General features: G+C 53.2%; 1 protein-coding gene. It reads left to right on the top strand.

All coding sequences use genetic code 11. The annotated features are described in order from the left end of the window. Window positions 1–1,115, top strand: a 1,115-nt coding sequence (gene hmpA, locus VU18_RS07405) for an NO-inducible flavohemoprotein (protein WP_047757922.1), incomplete at its 5' end; no start/stop codon positions are given. Window positions 1,116–1,185: the final 70 nt, after the last annotated feature.

The following is a 1,185-nucleotide window of genomic DNA, read 5'->3' as shown; positions in this document are numbered from 1 at the left end:
ATCCGGAACTGCTCCATATTTTCAACCACGCCAACCAAAAGCAAGGGCGGCAGCAACGCGCCTTGGCCGCAGCCGTGTATGCGGCAGCGCGCTATATCGACCAGCTTGATGCTATTTTGCCGGTTGTGCGGCAAATCGGCCATAAACACCGCAGCTTAGGAATCAAACCAGAACAATACCCGATCGTCGGAAAGCATTTGTTGCTGGCGATCAAAGACGTGCTCGGCGACGCCGCCACCGACGAAGTGATCACGGCTTGGACGGAAGCATATGAAGCCATTGCGTCCGTTTTCATTCAAGTGGAAAAAGAGCTCTACGATGAGGCAGCGGCCAAACACGGAGGCTGGCGTGACTTTCGCCGATTTGTCGTCGTGAAAAAGGTGAAAGAAAGCGGCGTCATTACTTCGTTTTATTTGGAGCCGGAAGACGGCAAGGCCATCAGTGATTATTTGCCGGGTCAATACGTGAGCGTCAAACTGTCGATTCCGGGCGAGACGTATACGCATATTCGCCAATACAGCTTATCGGATGCACCTGGAAAAGGGTATTACCGCATCAGCGTCAAACGGGAAGCAGCTACAGCGGACAAGCCGGCCGGCATTGTTTCCAACTATTTGCATGATCATGTCCAAGAGGGCGACGTGCTCGAGCTTAGCGCTCCAGCCGGCGATTTTACGCTTGATTTGTCCAAAACGACGCCGGTTGTGTTCATCAGCGGCGGCGTCGGCATCACTCCGCTTTTGAGCATGGCGCATACGTTGGCCATCCGCCAACCGACCCGCCCAGCGGCGTTTTTGCATGCTGCTTTGAATGGCCGCGTGCACGCGTTTGATAAGGAGCTTCGGATGTTGGCGGAACGCCCGTCATTTTCTTACCGTATTTGTTACGAGTCGCCATCCGACGAGGATCGCCGCCATCCACATTTTGGCAAAGAAGGGCGGATCGACCTCGCATGGATGCAATCCGTGATCCCGACGAAAGACGCAGACTTTTATTTCTGCGGCCCGATGCCGTTTATGAAAACCGTCTATCGTGCCCTAAAACAATGGAGTGTGCCAGAGGAGCACATCCATTACGAATTTTTCGGCCCGGCCGGCGATTTGACGAAAGACTGAGAGAGGTTTTTCGCTTGCCAGGGGGATGACCCAAAAGGGTCATTTTTCTTAACAAAACACAACATATTGT

The organism is Geobacillus sp. ZGt-1 (genome assembly GCF_001026865.1).
GTDB classification, from domain to species: domain Bacteria; phylum Bacillota; class Bacilli; order Bacillales; family Anoxybacillaceae; genus Geobacillus; species Geobacillus thermoleovorans.
Note: the sequence above shows the minus strand (reverse complement) of the source record. Positions and strands in the feature narration are given on the sequence as shown.